This is a genomic window from Aureivirga marina (genome assembly GCF_015767265.1).
Taxonomy (GTDB): Bacteria; Bacteroidota; Bacteroidia; order Flavobacteriales; family Flavobacteriaceae; genus Aureivirga; species Aureivirga marina.
Map to the genome: position 1 here is coordinate 204,790 of NZ_JADPIB010000005.1, position 17,156 is coordinate 221,945.

At 27.8% G+C, this 17,156-nt stretch carries 18 protein-coding genes and 1 tRNA gene; 8 read left to right on the forward strand and 11 right to left on the reverse strand.

From position 1 onward, the window contains the following. Positions 1 to 265: 265 nt before the first annotated feature. The 3 genes from I1A51_RS12090 to I1A51_RS12100 all read right to left on the reverse strand — a co-directional run bounded on the left by I1A51_RS12090 (position 266) and on the right by I1A51_RS12100 (position 2,544). Positions 266 to 637 carry a hypothetical protein gene (locus I1A51_RS12090; RefSeq protein WP_196894245.1) on the reverse strand — a complete coding sequence of 124 codons (372 nt, stop codon included), beginning with the start codon at positions 635 to 637 and terminating at the stop codon, positions 266 to 268. 32 nt (positions 638 to 669) lie between these two features. After that, positions 670 to 2,082 (reverse strand): hypothetical protein, encoded by a 1,413-nt coding sequence (locus I1A51_RS12095; RefSeq protein WP_196894247.1) that lies wholly within the window; start codon positions 2,080 to 2,082, stop codon positions 670 to 672. A 93-nt stretch (positions 2,083 to 2,175) separates the two neighbouring features. Then, entirely contained in the window at positions 2,176 to 2,544 is a 369-nt protein-coding gene (locus tag I1A51_RS12100) for a hypothetical protein (RefSeq protein ID WP_196894249.1), read from the reverse strand. Between the two features lie 288 nt (positions 2,545 to 2,832). Between I1A51_RS12100 and lhgO the strand changes: the two genes are divergently transcribed. Beyond that, complete coding sequence (gene lhgO, locus I1A51_RS12105) at positions 2,833 to 4,029, forward strand: L-2-hydroxyglutarate oxidase (RefSeq protein WP_196894250.1); 1,197 nt, start codon at positions 2,833 to 2,835, stop codon at positions 4,027 to 4,029. A gap of 59 nt (positions 4,030 to 4,088) precedes the next feature. On the opposite strand, the gene I1A51_RS12110 is transcribed toward lhgO, so the two are convergent. Together I1A51_RS12110 and I1A51_RS12115 are read right to left on the reverse strand one after the other, a co-directional pair. Next, positions 4,089 to 4,868 carry a hypothetical protein gene (locus I1A51_RS12110; RefSeq protein WP_196894252.1) on the reverse strand — a complete coding sequence of 260 codons (780 nt, stop codon included), beginning with the start codon at positions 4,866 to 4,868 and terminating at the stop codon, positions 4,089 to 4,091. Positions 4,869 to 4,891: 23 nt separating this feature from the next. Beyond that, entirely contained in the window at positions 4,892 to 5,746 is an 855-nt protein-coding gene (locus tag I1A51_RS12115) for a hydroxymethylglutaryl-CoA lyase (RefSeq protein WP_317192850.1), read from the reverse strand. A gap of 293 nt (positions 5,747 to 6,039) precedes the next feature. Here I1A51_RS12115 and I1A51_RS12120 point away from each other — a divergent pair, with 293 nt between their 5' ends. Beyond that, the gene (locus I1A51_RS12120) at positions 6,040 to 6,963 is read left to right on the forward strand and encodes a cation diffusion facilitator family transporter (protein ID WP_196894254.1); all 924 of its coding nucleotides are present in this window, start codon (positions 6,040 to 6,042) and stop codon (positions 6,961 to 6,963) included. A gap of 43 nt (positions 6,964 to 7,006) precedes the next feature. On the opposite strand, the gene rluF is transcribed toward I1A51_RS12120, so the two are convergent. The 3 genes from rluF to I1A51_RS12135 all read right to left on the reverse strand — a co-directional run bounded on the left by rluF (position 7,007) and on the right by I1A51_RS12135 (position 9,916). Beyond that, on the reverse strand, positions 7,007 to 7,729 hold the full coding sequence (rluF, locus tag I1A51_RS12125) for a 23S rRNA pseudouridine(2604) synthase RluF (protein WP_196894256.1): 723 nt from the start codon (positions 7,727 to 7,729) through the stop codon (positions 7,007 to 7,009). A 44-nt stretch (positions 7,730 to 7,773) separates the two neighbouring features. Continuing rightward, positions 7,774 to 8,499, reverse strand: a complete 726-nt coding sequence (locus tag I1A51_RS12130) for a glycoside hydrolase family 25 protein (protein WP_196894258.1) — start codon at positions 8,497 to 8,499, stop codon at positions 7,774 to 7,776. Between the two features lie 118 nt (positions 8,500 to 8,617). Further along, a complete protein-coding gene (locus tag I1A51_RS12135) occupies positions 8,618 to 9,916 on the reverse strand; it encodes a PQQ-dependent sugar dehydrogenase (protein ID WP_196894260.1) in 1,299 nt (432 codons plus the stop codon). Positions 9,917 to 10,287: 371 nt separating this feature from the next. On the opposite strand from I1A51_RS12135, the gene I1A51_RS12140 reads away from it, so the two are divergent. Next, positions 10,288 to 10,761, forward strand: a complete 474-nt coding sequence (locus I1A51_RS12140) for a hypothetical protein (protein WP_196894262.1) — start codon at positions 10,288 to 10,290, stop codon at positions 10,759 to 10,761. Between the two features lie 48 nt (positions 10,762 to 10,809). Here the strand turns inward: I1A51_RS12140 and I1A51_RS12145 are convergent, their stop codons facing one another. Together I1A51_RS12145 and mnmA are read right to left on the reverse strand one after the other, a co-directional pair. Further along, positions 10,810 to 11,310, reverse strand: a complete 501-nt coding sequence (locus I1A51_RS12145) for a shikimate kinase (protein WP_196894263.1) — start codon at positions 11,308 to 11,310, stop codon at positions 10,810 to 10,812. A gap of 12 nt (positions 11,311 to 11,322) precedes the next feature. Next, on the reverse strand, positions 11,323 to 12,513 hold the full coding sequence (gene mnmA, locus I1A51_RS12150; RefSeq protein ID WP_196894265.1) for a tRNA 2-thiouridine(34) synthase MnmA: 1,191 nt from the start codon (positions 12,511 to 12,513) through the stop codon (positions 11,323 to 11,325). A 475-nt stretch (positions 12,514 to 12,988) separates the two neighbouring features. On the opposite strand from mnmA, the gene rimO reads away from it, so the two are divergent. Further along, positions 12,989 to 14,302 carry a 30S ribosomal protein S12 methylthiotransferase RimO gene (gene rimO / locus I1A51_RS12155; protein WP_196894266.1) on the forward strand — a complete coding sequence of 438 codons (1,314 nt, stop codon included), beginning with the start codon at positions 12,989 to 12,991 and terminating at the stop codon, positions 14,300 to 14,302. A 94-nt stretch (positions 14,303 to 14,396) separates the two neighbouring features. Here rimO and I1A51_RS12160 read toward each other — a convergent pair whose 3' ends face one another. Next, positions 14,397 to 15,074: an alpha/beta fold hydrolase gene (locus I1A51_RS12160; protein ID WP_196894268.1), complete on the reverse strand. Its 678-nt coding sequence runs from the start codon at positions 15,072 to 15,074 to the stop codon at positions 14,397 to 14,399. A 226-nt stretch (positions 15,075 to 15,300) separates the two neighbouring features. Here I1A51_RS12160 and I1A51_RS12165 point away from each other — a divergent pair, with 226 nt between their 5' ends. The 4 genes from I1A51_RS12165 (at position 15,301) to I1A51_RS12180 (ending at position 17,135) form a co-directional block, all read left to right on the forward strand. Further along, positions 15,301 to 15,660: a hypothetical protein gene (locus I1A51_RS12165; RefSeq protein ID WP_196894270.1), complete on the forward strand. Its 360-nt coding sequence runs from the start codon at positions 15,301 to 15,303 to the stop codon at positions 15,658 to 15,660. A gap of 75 nt (positions 15,661 to 15,735) precedes the next feature. Further along, the gene (locus I1A51_RS12170; RefSeq protein WP_196894272.1) at positions 15,736 to 16,095 is read left to right on the forward strand and encodes a hypothetical protein; all 360 of its coding nucleotides are present in this window, start codon (positions 15,736 to 15,738) and stop codon (positions 16,093 to 16,095) included. 167 nt (positions 16,096 to 16,262) lie between these two features. Then, positions 16,263 to 16,982, forward strand: a complete 720-nt coding sequence (bshB1, locus tag I1A51_RS12175; RefSeq protein WP_196894274.1) for a bacillithiol biosynthesis deacetylase BshB1 — start codon at positions 16,263 to 16,265, stop codon at positions 16,980 to 16,982. Positions 16,983 to 17,059: 77 nt separating this feature from the next. Continuing rightward, positions 17,060 to 17,135 (forward strand) — tRNA-His (locus I1A51_RS12180). The last annotated feature ends 21 nt before the right edge of the window (positions 17,136 to 17,156 follow it).

Genomic DNA, 17,156 nt, shown 5'->3' on the forward strand with positions numbered 1-17,156 from the left:
TATCTGCTTTCTGATTATTCCTTTTCTTTTAAAGAAACCTAATTTTAAGTTTTACCTCTATTCTTTTCTAATTCCTTTTATTATTGGAATTGCAATCAATGTAATTATTTTACTTGCTAAATCACATCCATTAAGTAATTTAAATCTATATGCTTTATTTTTTATAGCTTTTAGTTTGCTTAGTTATTATTTAGGAAAATTTGTAAAAGAAAAAGGTTTCAACTTATAATTGAAACCTTTTTTTATTATTCATGTTTATATTTTTTTAATTCATTCCAGGAAAAGAAGTTACTTTTTGCACCTTTAAATCTTCGAATGAATCTACAATTCTAACTTTAAAATCTTCAAAAGCGTTCACTTCTTGCCATTTTCCACATTTATCAGGGAAAGCATTTACAAACTCTACTTTTATATCTGGAAATGCATTTACATAACGAATTTTTATATCTTCAAAAGCATCGACAAATCTAACTTTTCCTTTTAATTCAATTCCGTTAAACGAACAATCATTTTCATAAAATAATTGTAGAAATTGTTCTTTTTTTGAAATTGATTTTCTTTCCTGAAAAGGACAAAAAGAACTATTAAGAATAAAAATACTTAGTAAAATCAATAAAAATTTAAAATGATATTTCATAAAACATGTTTTTTCTAAATTAAGAAAATCTATTATTTAAACTCTTTGAATTTAATTTCTTTTTTAACTTTATAAAAAACAACATATTTCCCTTTAAAATGTGCTAAAATAAATGATTCAATTTTATTATCAGGTTCGTTTAAAAATTCATTAATCCTTAATAAAACTGATTTAGATTTAAACTCAAAAAGAATATTAAAATCTCTCGGATTTAAAAATGTATATAAAACATTTTCTTTTCCTGGATCTATATCTTTAGTTCTTGTTTCAGAATTAAAATAAACCATAACTGGTCCTGCTTGATTATAGAATCCTCCAGAGTTTACCATCCATCCACCTGAATTTTCTCTGACTTTCTTATACGAACTTAATTCTAAACAAATTTCCGAACCATCTGGATAAATACTAATAATTGGATTATTTCTAATTGCAACTCTTCGGAATTTTCTATCCGTTTTTTCATCCAATTTATCAACACTAATCATGTTAGAATACCCTTCATATTTTATCGTTTGTATATTTTCATACTTACTTTTATCATTAAAAATATTTTTAGTGATAAAATAATTCTTTTCTAAATCGTAAACAGAAACAAAAACCTGTTCTTTATTCAAAATTGTTTGAAATAATTTATTGGAATGAATAAATGAATTTGAATTATTTTTAAGTGTATATGGTTTATTTAGAGGTTGTTTTTTAATTTCTTGAAAAGAAAAATCAAACGATTTTAAATCAACTTTTAATACATAAGTTCGAAAAGAAGTTCCATCCAAAGTCATAAATAATTTCGAATTATCGACATAAAATTTATATTTACTCACTAAATTTTCAGCGAAATTTTCTTTGTTTTTTAAAATCTGTTGGAATTTATTTTTTTGAACTACATCATAAAATTTTCCTGATTCTGCATCTTCAATAAATGTTTCTGAAAAATCAATCGTATGTTTTTTTACAAAATTTCCATTTTCAATTTGATAGAAATTTAAAGTAGAAGTATTTTTCTCTACAGAAACGATAAATGTTTTTTCTTCAACATTAAGAAAAGTAATAAATAGTTCTTTTTTTTCCGAATCAAATGGAAAAACTACTTCTCTATAAGAGCCTTTTTTCCCTTCTTCAATTGAAATAATTCGAAATTGTTTTTCTTTATTATTTGTAAAAAATAAATTGATTCCGTTTTCTACATAATTAACATTAACTAATTTATCAAATTTTGATTTCGATAATGTATAATCCAGTTGATTTTGGAAATTCAATTGCTTATCAAAATTTTGTAAATATATTTTTCTATTTCTTATTGTAATTAGAGTTAATTTCTCATCATCTTTTTCATAAATCGTCGTTTCATTAAAAGGGTTAAACTCTTTAATTTTGGAAGTTTTTTGTGCGTAATTTAAAGAGAATTGTAATGTAAATAGTATTATAACTAATATTTTTCTTTTCATAACATAAAATTTAGATTTTAAAATCTTTTAAAAATTATTTTTTTCTTATAGATATATGCGTACAATAAAGAATCTTTAAAATGAAAATAAGTTCTACTGAAATGTTTGTACAATTAATTCCTTTTTTTCCAATGAAATTGGAACTTCAAAATCTTTAAATGATGTAAAATTCCCATTTTCTATTTGTAATATCCTAAATTTATTCCTTCTTTGATTACTCAATAAAAGTTCAATTCCATTTCCTGTATAAATTGCATTTAAAACATTAGGAAATTTTCTTGAAACCTTTTCATCAACAAGATACTCTTCTTCAAATTTTAAATTTTCTGAAAATTTTTGAATATAAATTACTCCACTATAAAAAGTTCCTAAATGAAAAAAATTATCAGAGGTTATAGATAGTGTGGATGTTAAAAATTGAAGATTTGTTTCTCTTTTTGTTTCAAAATCTTGAGCATTCATATACCCAAATTCTAAAATTATCAATAGCAATAATATCGTTTTTCTAAACATAGTTTATTTTTTTCACAAAAATATAATATTAAAATATAAACTTCATTTTAATAACAATTTATTCTTATAATTTAAAACTTAATCTATAAACTTTAATTAAAACTAATATTTCATTCTAGTTTTAATAAACAAATTTCAGTACGTTTTTCTAGTCTAAGAAAACTTCATTTTTATTTGTTCAAAAATCTCTTTCTTCATTCTTATTTAAAAAAGTATTTTTGCTAAAATTTTAAACAAATGAAGCAATTATACGATTATGCAATTGTCGGTGGAGGAATTATTGGATTAGCAACTGCTTATAAACTACAATCAAAATATCCTGAAAAAACAATTATCATTTTTGAAAAAGAAAATGAAATTGGAGCACATCAAACAGGAAGAAATTCTGGTGTAATTCATTCAGGAATTTATTACAAACCAAATTCTTATAAAGCGATTAATTGCAAAAATGGTCGAGATCAATTAGTTGATTTTGTTGAAAAATACAATGTAAAACATGAAACTTGTGGAAAAGTAATTGTTGCTACACAAGAATTTGAAATTCCAATTCTGGAAAATATTTATGAAAGAGGAATCGAAAATGGAACTCCTGGAATTCGTTTTTTAAACAAGCAAGAAGTAAAAGAAAAAGAACCTTTTATCGAAGCTTTAAAAGCAATTTGGGTTCCAACTGCTGGCATTGTTGATTATGTTGGAATGTGTAAAAAAATGGTTTCTTTAGTAATCGAAAAACAACCAGAAAGTAAACTTTTATTGGAGACAAAAGTAAAAAATGTAATTGATAAAAAAGATATTTCGACAATAAAAACTACAAAAGGTGATTTTCAAGCTAAAGAAATAATTTTCTGTACAGGTTTAGAATCAGATAGAAATGCAAAAAAAGATGCTTTAAAAATTGACATGCAAATTGTTGGTTTTAGAGGCGATTATTATGAATTGGTTCCAGATGCTAGATATAAAATTAAAGGTTTAGTTTATCCTGTTCCAGATCCAAAATTTCCATTTCTCGGAGTTCACTTTACAAAAATGACAACTGGAGCAATCGAATGTGGACCAAATGCTGTTTTTACGTTTAAAAGAGAAGGTTATAATCGTACAAGTTTCAGTTTTAAAGATTCTTGGGAAGCATTAACTTATAAAGGAACTTGGAAATTATTTTTCAAACATTGGCGAAAAGGTTTAGAAGAATATAAAAGAGCTTTTTCTAAAAAATTATTTGTAAAAGAATTGCAAAAAATGATGCCAAGTTTAACCATGGAAGATGTTGTTTATTGCAGAGCTGGCGTTCGTGCACAAGCTTTAGATTCTGAAGGTGGTTTGGTAGATGATTTTAAAATTGAAAAAACAAAAAATCATATTCATGTTTTAAATGCTCCTTCTCCTGCGGCAACTTCTTGTTTAGCAATCGCAGATCAAATTGTTGAAAAAATATAAATTTCAAAAAAAAAGCTATTTCCTTCGAAATAGCTTTTAAATATATTTTTTAAAGAAAATTATTGAATTACTAAATATTCTGTAATTTCCTCATCTTGTGTTTGTGACATTGTCTCTGGGAAATTTAAACCACCAATTAAGCTTAAATTTTCCAATTCATATTGCATTGTTGTATTCGATTCAATCATTCCAATTCCTTCAGCAAAATATGCATCTACAACAATTACATCTTGTGGAGCCATTAAATCAAAAGAAACTAAAACTTCTGCTTGAATTTGAAGATTTACTTTAAATTGCACTTTAATTACATTTTCATAAGTTTCTCCATTTACATTTTTAGAAGACATTAATTCTTGTTGAATTGTTTCTACATTATACTTTAATTTTAAAGGAATTTGTCCAAAATTTTGTTCCTCTTCTCCTTCTAAATAAAATAATTGTGTATTAGCTGCTGCATTTTCACTTAAGAATTTTGCATTATTTAAATCAATTTCTAAATCTAAAATATTTCCAACAACATCTCCGACATTTACACTTCCTTGTAAATAATATTCTCCGTTTTCAACTTTGATATTATTTTGAGTAATCACACCCATAAAAAGATTTGTACTAACATCTTTTACATTTAAATCATAAATATTATTTTGTACAGAATTTACATATAATGAATCTTGAGCTGGCTCTGCTCCAGTCATTGTTGCATCATATTTCCAATAATTACTTGCTCCTAATGGAAAGTGATTTTGTGTTGAAATCTCTGTAGAATCATCATCTGAAGAACATGAGATAGCGAAAGCCATCGCAGAAAAAGCCAATGCTAGATTGCGTAATGTTTTCATAGTTTAATAGTTGTTTTTTTAGTTTATAAAAATATTTTTAATGCTTCATTATAAGCACTTTCGAAGCTCATTGCTTTTAAATTTGTGTCTGCTTTTTGCTGATTAAAATAAGAAACCATTTTTTCCGTCGGCATATTTCCAGTTAAATCATCTTTCGCCATAGGACAACCTCCATAACCTTTTATCGCTCCATCAAATCTTGAACAACCAGCTTTATAAGCTGCATCTACTTTTTCAAACCAAGTTTCGTGAGTTGTGTGTAAATGTGCTCCAAATTCAATCTCTGGATACGCATCAATTAAATTTGAAAATAAATAAGTAATAATTTCAGGGGTTGAACTTCCAACAGTATCAGATAAAGAAAGAATCTTCACTCCCATTTTAGCTAATCTCTCTGTCCATTCTCCAACAATTTCCACGCTCCAAGGATCTCCATACGGATTTCCAAATCCCATCGAAAGATACGCTACAACTTCTTTATTGCTTTTTACAGAAATATTCAAAACTTCCTCTAAAACTTTGATGGATTCATCAATTGTTTTATGTGTATTTCGCATTTGAAAATTTTCTGAAATTGAAAATGGATATCCTAAATAATCTATTTCTTCAAACTGTGAAGCGTCTTGTGCTCCTCGAACATTGGCAATAATTGCTAATAATTTACTTTCTGTTGAAGATAAATCTAATTTGGATAAAACTTCTGCTGTATCTCGCATTTGAGGAATTGCTTTTGGAGAAACAAAACTTCCAAAATCAATCGTATCAAACCCAACTTTCAACAAGGAATTTATATATTGAGCTTTTGCATCTGTAGGAATAAACTGTTTAATTCCTTGCATTGCATCTCTCGGACATTCTATGATCTTAACTCTTCTCACGTATTCTGTTTTGATGCGTAAAAATACATTTTTTTTATGTTAAAAAAAATTACACTCTTTTCATTTTATTTTGTCAAATAAAGGCTTTCATCATCTAATTCTTATTTTTTTAACTTAATTGGAATTAATAATAAAACAATATTTTTTTCCAGTTTCTTTAATTTTTAACAGCTTAAAATGTTAATTCTTTTACAATACTCTTATTTCTAATTATTTAAATACACAAAAATCAGTAAATTTAAGATTAGAATTTTCGATAAATAATGTTGATGGTAAATTAAAATTTAAGGTCAATGTATATAAAAAGAGAGCAAAAAGTTTTACGAATTTCTTTAATTGCGATTTTCATTATCGCTGTTTTTGGTATCACATACGGTGTTTATATCAATTCTGAAGCTATCGTTTTTGATAGTTTTTTCTCTTTTCTTACTGCTGTAATGACAGGTTTATCTCTATATGTCTCCAAACTTTTAACCAAAAGAGGCAACAATAAATACCAATATGGTTTTTCTCATTTTGAACCTGTTGTAAATGCAACAAATGGTTTTATGATGCTTATTATTTGTATCTATGCTTTTGTAAATGGAGTAAAAAGTATTTTGGATGGCGGAAATAATATTGACATTGATGTTGCGATTTACTATACAATTATCACATCTATTGCTTCACTTGCCATGTATTTTTATGTAAAAAGAGAAAGTAAAATTATTAAATCTGATATTATTCATGTAGAAATGAAAGAATGGTTAATTGCTTCTCTTTTGACAATTGCTATTTTTATCGGTTTTTCCATCGCTTTAATTGCTCGTCATACAGAAGTAGCTTTTATCATTCCTTATATCGATCCAGTTGTTGTTAGTATTCTTGCAGTTGTACTTGTTTTTACACCAATAAAAATCATTATCACTTCTCTTCGAGAAATTTTCTATATCGCTCCTTCAAAATTGGATAAAATTGTAAAAAGTAAAATGAATCAGGTAATAAAAAAACACGAATTTGAAAAATTCACAAGTTATGTTGCAAAATCTGGTCGTGTTAGCTTTATAGAAATTCATGTTTTAGTTCCAGAAGAAACTCGAAATACAAAACCAAAATATATGGATAAAATTCGAGATGAAATTGTTGAAGAATTGAATGAATATGAAGAAAAATTATGGATTTCTATCTGTTTTACTTCGGATCCAAATTGGCTTGTTCATCCAAAATTTAACGAATAAAAAAGAGATAAATTCCGAAAAACTTATCTCTTAACTGTTCATTTTAATCGTGTGTCTTAGACGAATCTCCTACCAAACGATTCAATTCATCTAATTCGTTTTTTGTCAAATATCTCCATTTTCCAACAGGAATATCTAAAGAAACATTCATAATTCGAACGCGTTTTAATTTCGTCACTTTGTAGCCTAAATATTCACTCATTCTACGAATCTGACGATTTAATCCCTGTGTTAGAATAATTTTAAATTTATATTTTGCTAATTGCTCTACTTCACATTCTCTTGTAATTGTATCTAAAATCGGAACTCCACTTCGCATTTTTCGAAGAAATTCTTCCGTAATTGGCTTATCAACTGTTACAATATATTCTTTCTCATGATTATTTCTTGCACGAAGAATTTTATTAACGATATCTCCATCATTTGTAAGAAAAATCAAACCTTCACTTGGTTTATCTAATCTTCCAATAGGAAAAATTCGTTTCGGATAACCAATATAATCCACAATATTATCTTTCTCAACTCTCGTATCAGTTGTACAAACAATTCCAATTGGTTTGTTAAAAGCTAAATAAACTGGCTTATCTTTTGGCTCAGAAATTAATTTTCCATCCACTCGAACCTCATCTCCTTCTTTCACTTTTGTTCCCATTTCAGGAACTTTTCCATTTATCGTTATTCTTTCTTGCTCAATTAATTTGTCCGCAGCTCTTCTCGAACAATAACCAACTTCGCTAAGATATTTATTTATTCTCGTTTCTTTCATCTCAAAAATCTTGGATTGCAAAGTTACTTTTTTCTATAGAAATTCTAAATTTTAATTTCTTTTAAAAATGCATTCCATTCTACTCTAGAACCATTAAATGTATTTATATCTACCCAACCTTGTACAGATTTGAATTTTCCTTTGTGTGAATGTTGCCAAAACTTCCATTTTCCTTCTATCTTTTTTCCTTTTTTAAAAGAACAAATCCAAACAAGATTTTCTTTAAAACGATTTTTCACATATGCTTTAAAACCAGATTCATTTGTATAAATCATTACTTTTAAATTCATTTCTTTTTCAATATGATTTATAAAAACTTCAATATCATCAATAATTTCTGACTTTGGTTTTACAATTTTATTTCCCCATTCTTCTACATCAATAACTAAAGGCAATTGATGTTTTTTTGATTTCACTTGTTTCAAAAAAAATGTTGCTTGCTCTATCGGATCTTTATCAAAACGATAAAAATGATAAAATCCAACGACGAAATCATTTTCAATTGCATTTTCATAATATTTTTCAAAACTTTTGTCTTTAAAACTATTTCCTTCAGTTGCTTTTAGAAATACAAAATCTAAATTTTCTTTTTTTAAATCTTTAAAATTGACTTTCCCAGAATGATTTGAAATATCAATTCCAGTAATCGGAAATTCTTTTTTATCAATGGAAATTCCTTTTGGAGAATATGTTTTTTTGTTGGTATAAAATAATAAACCAGCTGCAAGCGCAGCAAAAATTAATGCTTTAAACTTTAGACTTATCTTCATTCTTGACTTTTTTGGCAAAAATAGATTTTCAGAAGTGTTTATACAAAAAAGCACATCAAAATTAAATTTCAATGTGCTTTACCACTAAATATTAATTTATAGAAAGTTTATTAAACTCTTATTGATTGTAAGAAATTTTCCAAATAGTTCCATCTACAGAATCGGAAACAAATAAAGAACCTTCATTCCCAACAGCGACACCAACTGGTCTGTGTTTTGCATCACTTGGACTAAAAACTTCTCCAAGTTCAGAAAAACCATCAGCAAAAATTTCCCAATTTCCAGAAGGAAGTTCACCATTAAAAGGAACAAAAACTACATAATACCCTTCTTGTTTTTCAGGCGCACGATTCCATGAACCATGAAACGCAATAAAAGCACCTTTTCTATATTTTTCTGGAAAAGCTTCTTTATCATAAAAAACCAAATCGTTTGGAGCTAAATGTGCTGGAAAAGCCATAATTGGATCGCTCATATCTGCACATCTTCCAATTTCAGTTCCATCTCCACCATATTCTGGTGCCAATACTTTTTTATCAATGATTCCATCATAATAGCAATATGGCCAACCAAAATTTGCATTTTCTTTTACTAATAAAAATTCTTCAGCAGGAAGTTCTGCATTCTTTTTTACATCATAATGTTCTGGGAAAAAAGGATATAATTGATCTCGTCCATGTTGCACAATATATAATTCATTTACATCTTGATTCCAATCCATAGCCATTGCATTTCGAATTCCTGTAGCGTATAAAACTCCATCATTTTGTTGTGTTTGTCCAAGTTTATTTGCATCAAATCGCCAAACTCCACCTTGCCATTCTAATTGTGGACAAGGATCTTGACCAGGTGAACCTGGAGTTCGTGTTTGTTCCATACAAGCATTAGAAGGCGCTCCAACATCTACAAAAATATGCCCCTCATTATCAAAAGCTAAAGGTTTCGATTGGTGTTGATCTTGTTCAGGAAAACCAGAAATTACCAATTCTGCATTTTGATCTGGTAATAATTGACCTTCAATAAATTTATAACGATAAACTTCAGTGTCATTACTGAAATATAAATAACCATTATAAATTCCTAATCCAGTTCCTTGAGAATTCCCAAAATATTTGATTTCATCTGCTTTTCCATCACCTGTTGTATCTCTTAAAGCTACAATTCCATTTCCTTCATGAAGTTGTCTCAAAGACATGTAAACATCTCCATTATCATTCACTACAATATGTCTTCCTTTTCCTAAATCATCTGCGAAAATAGTAGCTCCAAATCCTTCAGGAATTTCTAAATTTGTATTGTTATCTACAATTTCAGTTGGAACTTCAGCAGTTTCTTTAGGTTCTTTTTTAGAATCACAAGAAAAGATAAAAAGACTTGCAGAAACAATTAAACCTATTGTTTTTATATTAGATTTCATAAACCACTTTTTATAATTTTTATTGAAATTACTTATTAATTTTTTCATCTAAACTTTTCTAGTAAAACAAGCCTTTTTTTTAACAATAATTTCTATTTAAAGTCTAGATTTTATTAAATAAATGTTAGCTTTTTACAAATTTTGAAAAAAATGAAATGATTATTTAATTGCTAAAAATCTCTATGATTTTGCTTCATTTATTGTAAACTATTGTACAGCAATACAACAAATTGTAAAACTTCAAAAACCATTTTATGAGCTTTCTAATTAAAAATCAATTTTTTAACAACATATCCACAATATTAATGTTATAAAATCGTAAATAATAATGATATTATATTATTTTTGTCAAAAACCAAATAATAAACATTATGAAAAAAATTAATCTTATTTATATTTTCTTTGCATTATTCATCGCTGTTGGATGTAGTGACAATGAAGACGATTCAGATAATTATGCTTGCCAAGAAGCAGAAGATGAAAGTTTAGCTGCATTAGCTGAATATGAAAGCGCAACAGAAGAAGATGAAGGTGAAAAATGTGCTAAATATAAGATTGCATTAGAATCACAATTACAAGTTTGTGGAGATAATGAAGCGATTAAAACTTTAATTGCAAATTTAGAAAATTGTGGTGGAGCTGTTGTACAAACTTGTGAGCAAATTACTTCTGCTACTCTTTTATTGAAAAGTGCTTATGATGGTGTTTCTCCAGGAGATGCGGATTATCAAGCTACTTGTTTAGGATATAAAGCTGCTTTAGAACAAAAGAAAGCAATTTGTGGAGATGATGATGGAGCGATTCAGACGATTATCAATAGCTTAAATTGTGATGCTACAGAATAAAACATTTAATTATATATAAATAAAAAGAGGTCAAATTGACCTCTTTTTTTATGCTATTTCGTTTACAATTTCTTCAATTGATTTATTATCTACAGAAATAATTTCTTGACATTTTTCATAAAAATCTCTTCTTTCAAAAAGATGTTTTGCAACAAATTCTGCTAAATCATCTTCTTTAATTGTCTGAATAATTGGTCTATTTTCTCTTTCTTTTTGTAATCTTTGAACCAATGTTCCGATAGAAGCTCGTAAATAGATTGTTTTTGATTTTGAATTTAATTCTAAAAGATTATTTCCATAACAAGGTGTCCCTCCTCCCATAGAAAGCACATAATTTCCTTCTAAATCTAAAATTTCTTTTACATATTGCATTTCTACTCGGCGAAAATAAATTTCTCCTTTTTGTGCAAAAATTTCATCAATAGACATTTTTTCTTTTTCTTCAATAAAAGAGTCTAAATCTAAATAATTTACTTTTAATTTTTCAGCAAGAAGTTTTCCAATTGTTGACTTCCCGCTTCCCATATAACCAATTAATGAAATTTTCATCTAATCTTTATTTTAAGCAATTACTCCAGATCCTAATAATTCTTCTTCTTTATACCAAGCAACAAATTGTCCTTCTGTAATTGCAGACTGTGCATTTTCAAACGCTACATATAAACCTGATTCTACTTTATGTAAAGTTGCTTTTTCTAAAGCTTGACGATAACGAATTCTCGCTTCTATCACCATAGATTCACCAGTTTTTAAAGCCAAATCTTCACGAATCCAATGCAATTCTTCATTAGAAACAAATAAAACATTTCTATATAAACCTTTATGCATTTTACCTTCACCTGCATAAATAATATTTGTGTCAACGTCTGTTTCAATTACAAATAAAGGTTCTTTTGTTCCTCCAACTGCCAAACCTTTTCTTTGTCCTTTTGTAAAATAATGCGCACCAGAATGTTTTCCAACAACCTTTCCATCTTCTTTAGCATAAACAAATTTCTTCGCTTTAAAAGCTAATTCTTCTTCTAGAGTTGAAAATTCAGGAATTTTTTCTACATATAAAGGTAAATCATTTGGAATTTGTACAATTTCTCCTTCTTTTGGAGCTAATTTTTGTTGTAAAAATTCTGGTAATCTAACTTTACCAATAAAACATAAACCTTGAGAATCTTTTTTCTCAGCTGTTATTAAATCTGCTTCGGCAGCAATTTCTCTTACTTCTGGTTTTGTTAATTCACCAACAGGAAACAACGCTTTAGATAATTGTTCTTGTGATAATTGACATAAAAAGTAAGATTGATCTTTATTTATATCAACTCCAGCTTTTAATTGATAAATTGTTTCTCCTTCTTTGTTTATAAATTCCGACTTTCTACAATAATGACCTGTAGCAACATAATCTGCTCCTAAATCCAATGCAATTTTCATAAAAACATCAAATTTAATCTCACGATTACATAAAACGTCAGGATTTGGTGTCCTTCCTTTTTCATATTCATTAAACATGTAATCAACAATACGTTCTTTATATTGTTCACTCAAATCTACAACCTGAAAAGGAATTCCTAATTTTTCTGCAACTAACATTGCATCGTTACTATCTTCTAACCATGGACATTCATTGGAAATTGTCACAGAATCGTCGTGCCAATTTTTCATAAAAAGTCCAATAACTTCATAACCTTGTTGTTGTAATAGATAAGCAGTTACACTACTATCTACTCCACCTGAAAGTCCTACAATTACACGTTTCATTTACGAAAATTTTAAGTGTGCAAATATACAACAATATTATTTAAAAATATTCCTAGGGAATTTTGTTTAAAATCTTTGAAAAAAAGAAGAATTGTCAGAATTTAAAATTATTATTAAAAGCTAAACACCTCTTAAAAAATCAAACATAAATAATTAATTATCAACAAATTAAATTAAGTAAGATAATTTAAATATTAAAAAATTATCAATAAAAATCAAGTTTTAAATTAACAGTTTTTTGTCTATATAAAAAAAATATTCTATATTGCGGGCTATTAAAAACGTCTGTAAAAAGACTAGGTTTTCAATTTATGTTCTAAAACTCTTTGTAGAAGTGCCAATTCTTTAAGTGTTTTCGCAATAAACTAGGTTTATTAAACCATTATCTAATTGAATTTTAAATAACCTTTATGGAGCTATTTATTTTTCGACTTAGATAAAGTTGTATATTTGCAGCCTTAAAAATCAGAATAACATGAGAACAAAATCTTCTAAGAAGAATAAGATAAATGTAGTAACCTTAGGATGCTCTAAGAATTTGTATGATTCAGAAGTTTTAATGGGACAACTAAAAGCCAATGGTAAAGAAGTTGTTCATGAAGACGCTGAAGATGATGGAAATATTGTAGTAATAAATACTTGTGGATTTATTGGTAAAGCAAAAGAAGAATCTATTAATACAATTTTACATTATGCAAATAAAAAAGAGCAAGGTGAAGTTGATAAAGTTTTTGTGACTGGTTGTTTAAGTGAGCGCTATAAGCCAGATTTGGAAAGAGAAATTCCAGATGTGGATTCTTATTTTGGTACACAAGATTTGCCACAACTTTTAAAAGTTTTAGAAGCAGATTATAAGCATGAATTAATTGGAGAACGTATAACTACTACTCCTAAACATTATGCTTATTTGAAAATAGCAGAAGGATGTGATAGACCTTGTTCTTTTTGTGCAATTCCACTAATGCGTGGAGGACACAAATCACAACCAATTGAAAATCTAGTAATTGAAGCTGAGAAATTAGCTGCAAAAGGGATTAAAGAAATCATGTTAATTGCTCAAGATCTTACTTATTATGGTTTAGATCTTTACAAAAAAAGAGCTTTAGGTGATTTATTAAAAGAGTTAGTAAAAGTAGAAGGAATCGAATGGATTCGTCTTCATTATGCTTTTCCAACTGGTTTCCCAGAAGATGTTTTAGAAGTAATGAGAAACGAAGAAAAAGTTTGTAATTACTTGGATATTCCATTACAGCATATTTCGGATTCAGTTCTGAAATCAATGCGAAGAGGAACAACTCATGAAAAAACAACGAAATTGATTCGTAAATTCCGTGAAGAAGTTCCTGAAATGGCAATCCGTACAACCTTGATTGTTGGTTACCCTGGTGAAACAGAGGAAAATTACCAAGAATTAAAAGAATGGGTAAAAGAAATGCGATTTGAGCGTTTAGGAGTTTTTGCTTATTCTCATGAAGAAAATACGCATGCAGCAACATTGGAAGATGATGTTCCAGAGGATGTAAAACAACAAAGAGTAGAAGAAATTATGGAAATTCAAAGCCAAATTTCTTTTGAACTTAACCAAGAAAAAGTTGGAAAAACGTTCAAATGTATCTTTGATCGTAAGGATGGAAACTATTTCATTGGAAGAACAGAATCTGATTCGCCAGATGTTGATAATGAAGTCGTTATAGATGCCACAAAGTATTATGTTCCTTTAGGAAAATTTGTGAATATCGAGATTGAAGAAGCAAGCGATTTTGACCTTTATGGCAAGGTTATTGATTAATGAATACTAGCTGTATTATAATAGATTTTATTAGAATTTGAATGGTAAGGCCTGAATTGTTTTTATACTCTTCGGGTCTTTTTTTTATGCTATTTTAATAATGTTTATTTTCTTCCGATTCTAAAAGAGAAATCAATACTTTTCTTATTTTTTTATGTTTTTCAATAATCATTGCATGTGTTCCTCCCTTAATAACAATACAATCATTTATATATTTTATCGGAAAAATAAAATCTTCTTCCCCATGAATATGTGAAACAATACTCAATCGTTCTTTTTGTTTCCAATGTAAAACTGTATGTATCGCCCATTCAATATATCTAGGATCACGAACAGAAAGAAACTTTTTATAATGTCCAATTCTTTTCTGTGCTTTTTTTCCAAAATATTTTGAACTAATTTTCTCTAAATCTTGAAACGCCCTTGGAGCCAAAAGTTTATATAATTTTAATCCTCGAATCAATTTTAATTTTAAAGGAAATTCTCTACTGGATTTAATACTTGAAATAATAATCACTTTTCTTACAGAAATAATTTTACTCATTTCTTGAACCATAATTCCACCAAAAGAAACACCAACTAAAACTGGGTTTTCATGTGTAATTTGCTCACAAAGACGCTTTGCATAATGTTCAATTGATTCTTTTTTTGAAGTCGGAATCAACCATTCTAAAAAAATACATTCATACCTATCTTCTGGCAAATTCAAATAATCATATATTTCCACACTGGCTGCCAAACCAGGAACAAAATAAATAGGAATCTTATTCATAATTACATTTTTTATACAATTTTATACTTATGTAAACAAATTTACCTCTAAATTTCACTTTTTAATAATTTATTTTCATTTTTAAGCTTAATTTATGATAATTAAAAATATTTAATTATATTGCAATAAGCTACTTAAAAATATGAAAAAGATTTAATTTTTTATGTATTTCAAAACATAAAATTCAAGTAAGTATTTATTAATAATCACTAAAAAATAAAGTATCATGGGGAAACTAAACTATTTATTTTTATTCTTATTTCTAAGCATAACTACTGTGTCTTTTGGTCAAAAAGATTTAGAAAAAATTAAAGAAAAAATTATTGGTAAATGGAAACACGATTCGAAAGAATTAACACTGGAATTTGTAGATCATCAGTTATTAAAAACAAGCTATGGAAGTGATGTAGTTGATAATGATGATTATTTTATAGATAAAAAAGGAAAGGAATATATCTTAAGTATTCGACTTTTAACTGGTCGAAGATATAAATATGTAATTAACTTAAAAGGGGAGAAATTAAAATTAACGCCTCTGTCTACTAACAATTCAAAAGCAAATAATTATACAAAAGTAAAAAGCTGATTTAAATCAGTATTTATTCATTAGATATAAAATAAATTGCATCATCTAAACTAACTAAATGTAATTTACTAACTAATGGAAAAAATACTACTATTTGTGTCCTGTTTCTTGATATCTTTTATTACTTTTAGCCAACAAACAATTAAAAGTATTGAAAAAGATATAGCAGGAAATTGGAAGCACCAAGAAAAAAACGTTATTGTTAATTTTTCTGGTGATGATATTATGAAAACAACTTATAATGATATTCATGATATAGACACATATGATATTGAAGAAAACAATGAAGGAAATTTCTTCTTACATGTTTTCTTATCTGGTACTGACGAATCTTTGCTTTATAAATTAATCTTAAAAGATGACGTTTTAACTTTAATTCCGGAAAATTTATCAGATAATCCAAAACCTGATATTTATAAAAGAATTAAATCTTAAATAATGATATATCACGAATAGATAATTTAAAAATCAATCCCCGTTGATTCTTTAACATTTTTAAAACTATTCGTGATTTTCTTTTTTACCCTCCACCCTTCCAAAGTTGTATATACTTTTTATTCTCTCTATTTTTGTATACACAAACGCATTTTATTTTTGAAATTATGAAACTAGATATATTGGCAATTGGAGCGCATCCTGATGATGTGGAATTAGGTTGTTCAGCAACAATTGCAAAAGAAATTGCTTCAGGAAAAAAAGTCGGAATTTTAGATTTAACTCGAGGAGAATTAGGAACTAGAGGAAGTGCTGAAATTCGGGATGAAGAAGCGAAAGAAGCTGCAAAAGTTCTTGATTTAAGCATGCGAGAAAACCTTGGTTTTGCAGATGGTTTTTTTGAAGATGATAATAAAGAACATCAACTTGAAATTATTAAAATTCTAAGAAAATACAGACCAGATATCGTATTATTAAATCCACCTTATGATCGTCATATTGACCATGGAAAAGGTAGTAAACTTGCTTCTTCTTCTTGTTTTCTTTCTGGATTAAGAAGAATCGAAACTGAATTGGAAGGCGTACAACAAGAAGCTTGGCGTCCAAAACAAGTCTATCATTATATTCAATGGCAGCCGATGGAACCAGATTTTGTTGTGGATGTAACTGGTTTTATCGATAAAAAAATTGAAGCTGTAAAAGCTTATAAAAGTCAATTTTTTGACCCAAATAGTAAAGAACCTTCTTCTCCTATTTCTAGCAAGAATTTCCTTGAAAGTATCAAATATCGAGCGCAAGATTTAGGAAGGCTAGTAAATGTTGATTATGCAGAAGGCTTTACTACAGAACGTTACATTGCTGTAAAAAATTTAAGTGATATTTTTTAATAAAAAAGCTTGCAAATACGGATGAAAGCTGTATATTTGCACCCGTATTACAAAAACATAAAGCTTTTGTATTAAATGGTGGTTGTAGCTCAGCTGGTTAGAGCGCCGGATTGTGGTTCCGGAGGTCGCCGGTTCGAACCCGGTCTTCCACCCCTAGTTTTTAAAAGGATTCCA

Bases quoted from the DNA above. Each gene is read 5' to 3' on its own strand.
- I1A51_RS12090 (WP_196894245.1), bottom strand. From the start codon at position 637: ATGAAATATCATTTTAAATTTTTATTGATTTTACTAAGTATTTTTATT.
- I1A51_RS12095 (WP_196894247.1), bottom strand. From the start codon at position 2,082: ATGAAAAGAAAAATATTAGTTATAATACTATTTACATTACAATTCTCT.
- I1A51_RS12100 (WP_196894249.1), bottom strand. From the start codon at position 2,544: ATGAATGCTCAAGATTTTGAAACAAAAAGAGAAACAAATCTTCAATTT.
- lhgO (WP_196894250.1), top strand. From the start codon at position 2,833: ATGAAGCAATTATACGATTATGCAATTGTCGGTGGAGGAATTATTGGA.
- I1A51_RS12110 (WP_196894252.1), bottom strand. From the start codon at position 4,868: ATGAAAACATTACGCAATCTAGCATTGGCTTTTTCTGCGATGGCTTTC.
- I1A51_RS12120 (WP_196894254.1), top strand. From the start codon at position 6,040: ATGTATATAAAAAGAGAGCAAAAAGTTTTACGAATTTCTTTAATTGCG.
- rluF (WP_196894256.1), bottom strand. From the start codon at position 7,729: ATGAAAGAAACGAGAATAAATAAATATCTTAGCGAAGTTGGTTATTGT.
- I1A51_RS12130 (WP_196894258.1), bottom strand. From the start codon at position 8,499: ATGAAGATAAGTCTAAAGTTTAAAGCATTAATTTTTGCTGCGCTTGCA.
- I1A51_RS12135 (WP_196894260.1), bottom strand. From the start codon at position 9,916: ATGAAATCTAATATAAAAACAATAGGTTTAATTGTTTCTGCAAGTCTT.
- I1A51_RS12140 (WP_196894262.1), top strand. From the start codon at position 10,288: ATGAAAAAAATTAATCTTATTTATATTTTCTTTGCATTATTCATCGCT.
- I1A51_RS12145 (WP_196894263.1), bottom strand. From the start codon at position 11,310: ATGAAAATTTCATTAATTGGTTATATGGGAAGCGGGAAGTCAACAATT.
- mnmA (WP_196894265.1), bottom strand. From the start codon at position 12,513: ATGAAACGTGTAATTGTAGGACTTTCAGGTGGAGTAGATAGTAGTGTA.
- rimO (WP_196894266.1), top strand. From the start codon at position 12,989: ATGAGAACAAAATCTTCTAAGAAGAATAAGATAAATGTAGTAACCTTA.
- I1A51_RS12160 (WP_196894268.1), bottom strand. From the start codon at position 15,074: ATGAATAAGATTCCTATTTATTTTGTTCCTGGTTTGGCAGCCAGTGTG.
- I1A51_RS12165 (WP_196894270.1), top strand. From the start codon at position 15,301: ATGGGGAAACTAAACTATTTATTTTTATTCTTATTTCTAAGCATAACT.
- I1A51_RS12170 (WP_196894272.1), top strand. From the start codon at position 15,736: ATGGAAAAAATACTACTATTTGTGTCCTGTTTCTTGATATCTTTTATT.
- bshB1 (WP_196894274.1), top strand. From the start codon at position 16,263: ATGAAACTAGATATATTGGCAATTGGAGCGCATCCTGATGATGTGGAA.